Annotated in this window: 5 protein-coding genes and 2 pseudogenes; 1 reads left to right on the forward strand and 6 read right to left on the reverse strand. The window is 73.3% G+C overall.

Annotated elements, in window-relative coordinates:
- The coding region (locus tag Q1N79_RS22720) for a GNAT family N-acetyltransferase (RefSeq protein WP_300612195.1) at positions 1-256 on the forward strand (256 nt) is incomplete at its 5' end.
- Positions 257-260: 4 nt separating this feature from the next.
- Here Q1N79_RS22720 and Q1N79_RS22725 read toward each other — a convergent pair.
- The 6 genes and pseudogenes from Q1N79_RS22725 to Q1N79_RS22745 all read right to left on the reverse strand — a co-directional run.
- Complete coding sequence (locus Q1N79_RS22725) at positions 261-821, reverse strand: acyl-CoA dehydrogenase family protein (protein WP_300612197.1); 561 nt, start codon at positions 819-821, stop codon at positions 261-263.
- A 263-nt stretch (positions 822-1084) separates the two neighbouring features.
- A pseudogene (locus tag Q1N79_RS30820) lies at positions 1085-1330 on the reverse strand (acyl-CoA dehydrogenase family protein); the annotation flags it as partial.
- A pseudogene (locus Q1N79_RS22730) lies at positions 1327-1593 on the reverse strand (sulfurtransferase); the annotation flags it as partial. The pseudogenes Q1N79_RS30820 and Q1N79_RS22730, both read right to left, overlap by 4 nt.
- 386 nt (positions 1594-1979) lie before the next feature.
- Positions 1980-2612 carry a DinB family protein gene (locus Q1N79_RS22735; protein ID WP_300612199.1) on the reverse strand — a complete coding sequence of 211 codons (633 nt, stop codon included), beginning with the start codon at positions 2610-2612 and terminating at the stop codon, positions 1980-1982.
- Positions 2613-2731: 119 nt separating this feature from the next.
- Positions 2732-3385 (reverse strand): LUD domain-containing protein, encoded by a 654-nt coding sequence (locus Q1N79_RS22740; protein ID WP_300612201.1) that lies wholly within the window; start codon positions 3383-3385, stop codon positions 2732-2734.
- Positions 3382-3510: lactate utilisation protein LutB domain-containing protein (locus tag Q1N79_RS22745; RefSeq protein WP_300612203.1), on the reverse strand; the 129-nt coding region annotated here is incomplete at its 5' end. The genes Q1N79_RS22745 and Q1N79_RS22740, both read right to left, overlap by 4 nt.

Raw genomic sequence — 3510 nt, forward strand, 5'->3', positions numbered from 1 at the left:
CGTCGTCGCCGCGGCAGCCCGCGATCAGGGCATCGGTCGCCGGCTCATCGGCCGGGTCGTCGAGGAGGCTCTTGCCCGCGGTTACGAGTACCTGGCCATCCGCCCGGTGGCTCGCAACGTTGCCGCTGTGCGCCGGTTCCATGCCGCCGGGTTCCGGACCCTGGGCGGGCACATCGACCTCACGATGGACCTGGCCCAACGGCGACAGGAGTGGCTGCCGGGAGCCAGCCTGCACGGTCTCGACTTCGACTACTGACAGATCACCTTGCGAGGACCCGGCGGCCTGCCGTGATGAGCGCTACGTCTTGCGGCGGGTGGATGCGGCAGCAGTGGATGTCGCGATAGTGCCGCTCGAGCGGGTTGTTGCGCGTCAGCCCGGGATTGCCAAGCGCGGCGACCGCGGTCTGGACGGCGGTGATGATGGCTCGGGTGACGAGCAGCTTGGCGAGGCCGGCCCTGCGCTCTCCGGCGATGGTCGCGATCCGCTCGGTGGTGGCGATGGGGCGGCCGAGCGCGGACGGCACCCGCTCGTTGGCGAGCATCACGAAGAACTCCTGCGCGGCCCTGGCGATGCCGACGTACAGGGCGATGACTACGAGGCCTGAGGCGCCGAAGCCAGCGGACTCGGCCGCCGCCTGTGCCGTCGGCACGCCAGGGAAGTTCTCCGCGGGGATCTCGACGTTGCCGTAGACGACGTCGTGGGTGCTGCTGGCCCGCAGGCCGAAGTGGTCCCACGTGCGGATGATCTCGATCCCTGGTGCGTCGCCCGGGACGATGGCGTGCCCCACGAGCGGGTCGTCGTCCCCGGTCGCCGCCCACACCATGTGGTAGGCGAGGCCCTCCCCCCCCGGTCCCGTACGCCTTCCTGCCGTTGACCAGCCAGCCGGCCGACGTGCGCGTCACCCCTGGTCGCGGGCAGCCCGCCCCGCGCGGGAGCACCGAGCTCGGGCTCGGCTCGGACCGCGTTGAGCAGGACCGGGCGCGCGACGGACTCGCTGACGACCTTCCGGTACAGGGCGTCAGGCCACTTGCGCAGCCGCGCCTGCTGCAGGTGCTGGAAGATTGTCATGCAGGTGAGGAGCGCGACCGACGGGTCGCCCTTGCCGAGGGCCTGCGCGACCCTGGCCAGCGTCGCGACCGGGATGTCGCGTCCGCCGCATTCTGGAGCGACGCCGAGGGTGAGGATCCCCGCTTCGTGCACCGCCTTGAGCGGTCCCCACGGGAACTCGGCGGTGCGGTCGTAGTGGTCGGCGGTGGCCGCCAGCGTGGCGGTCAGCTGGGCCAGCGCGCCGGCGGAGGCGTCAACGGCGGGCAGCGGCGGCCCGGTCATGGTGTGCCCTTTCCTTGCCCGGTGACTTCCGCGCTGGCAGCCCCGCGCGCCGTGCCCGGCTCGGGCCCGGTGGCCACCGGGCGCTCCTCGTCGGCCGACCACGCCGACCAGGATCCGGGGTACAGGGACGCCTCGACTCCGGCGATCGCCAGCGCGGCGATCTCGTGCGCCGCGGTGACTCCGGAGCCGCAGTACACCCCGACCCGGGCACCGGGTATCGCGCCGAGCCGCGAGAACCTCGCCCGCAGCGCCTCCGGCGCCGCGGGGACGGGCTCGTAGAGCGCGCCCCGGCGAACGATGCCGCCCTCCAGCCGGCTGCGGTGCGTCGGGCAGGTGGTCCGTACCGCCAGCTCCTCTTCCCAGGGGACGGCCGTCGCGGGGGTGGTGGCGATGGCGGCAGCGGGCGCGGCGGCGGCTGGGAGGCCAGCCAGGATCAGCGCGTCCACGTCGGGCACCCGCTCCGACGCCACCAGGCCGACGGCGAACAGCGCCCCGGTGTCCGACCCGACGAGTACGACCGGCCGGGGGCCCCCGAGCTCACCCTCAATCTGCGTCGTGGTCAGCGCGGCGTCCGCGGTGGGGTCGGCAACCCCATGCACGCGGTAACCGGGTCCAACGACGATGTGCGATCGGTATTGACCACGGACGCTTATCGGTCGGGGGCGCCAGTCTGGGCGGAACTGCCAAGCCCTGCGTCATAAGCATCGGTTAGCGGTCCGGCACGCTGGCCATCGAGCGTTTCGCGGATGATGTCGGCGTGACCGGCGTGGCGCGCTGTCTCCTTGATGAGGTGCAGCAGGACCCAGCGCACCGACCTGTCGGCATCGGTGGCTTGCGGCTGACCGAGATCGGCTACCTCCGCGATGACCTGCCCGGTCAGGTCCGCGGTGTCCGCGTAGTAGCCGAGCAGGCCGGCCAGCGTCTCGTCCTGGCCCATCCGGAAGTCATCCGGCCAGTTCTCGATGGGCCACAGCCCGGGTAGCGGTCGCCCGGCGATGCCCGCGACCACCCATCGGCGCTCGGTCCTGCCCGCGTGCTTGATCAGCCCGCCGAGCGACAGGCCGCTGGCTGCCGGGGTGGCTCGCGCCTGCTCGTCTGTCAGGCCGAGAACGCAGGCGCGCAGCGCGTCGCGCTGCTGCGCGAGGAAGGTGAGCAGGCCGTCACGCTCGTCGGCGACCGGCCGGGCGAACAATGGCATGGGGCCATCTTGGTACGGCACGCCACCGGAGTACAGGCCGCGGTCGGCCGGCGGAGCGCCACGGTCGATGATCCCGAGGGTCATCGCTGGTACTTCAGCGAGCCGCTGTAACAAGCGAGCCGCTGTAACAGCTGTCTCCCAGTTCGTCGGGCGGCGCGTCCGGCAGGCATCCGGCCATGGCGTCCGCCGTCGCTTGGCAACGGTTAGCCGGCGATGAGAATGTGCAGGTTGCGGGGGCCGTGCACGCCCTCGACGCGGATGAGCTCGATGTCGCTGGTGGCCGAGGGGCCGGAGATCAGCGTGTGCGGACGGGCCGGGTCGAGCCCGTCGAGCGCGTCGGCGATGTCGGCGGCGATCTGGCCGGCGCCGACCACGACCAGGTGGAAGTCCGGCACCAGGCTCAGCGCGCGGCGGCCCTGGCCGGGGCCGTGGTCGAGGATGATCGTCCCGGTTTCCGCGATCGCCGCCGCGCAGCCGGTGATCACGCCGAACACCTTGTCCAGGTCCCGCGCGGACAGCGGCGGGTCGTCGCGGACGATCCTTTCCGCGACCTGGCCGGGCAGTCCGGCCAGCCACCGCGGCGGCAGGCCAGCGGGGACGACGAACGCGGAGACGCCGGCGAGCACGCCGGCTACGGCGGCAGGCAGACCGGCCGCAGGGACGCGCTCGACGACCGCGCGGTAATCGGCGGCCCGTTCGGCGAACAGGGCCACGATGTCGGTTCCCGCCGGATCGTGGTGTGCGCGCCGGTAGCCGCGCGGCAGGGCCGCGTACGCGGCGTCGACCTCGCCGGGCGGCGCGCTAGGCCCGGTGGCGGCGCGGATCCTGGCGAGGATCTCCTCGCGGGCGGCGTTCACTGCGCGGCTCCGCCTGAGCCGGCCCTGGTGCGGGCCCACCAGGCGCGGAACGACTCCGGCGGCGGGGCGGGCGCGTCGCGTGTGTCGGTCCACGCCGACAGCGGCGGCGGCAGCCGCCGGATGCG

It is taken from the genome of Trebonia sp., assembly GCF_030042015.1.
Classification (GTDB): Bacteria; Actinomycetota; Actinomycetes; order Streptosporangiales; family Streptosporangiaceae; genus Trebonia.

Coding starts and splice junctions, on each gene's coding strand:
- Q1N79_RS22735 (WP_300612199.1), bottom strand. CDS start 2,612: ATGACCCTCGGGATCATCGACCGTGGCGCTCCGCCGGCCGACCGCGGC.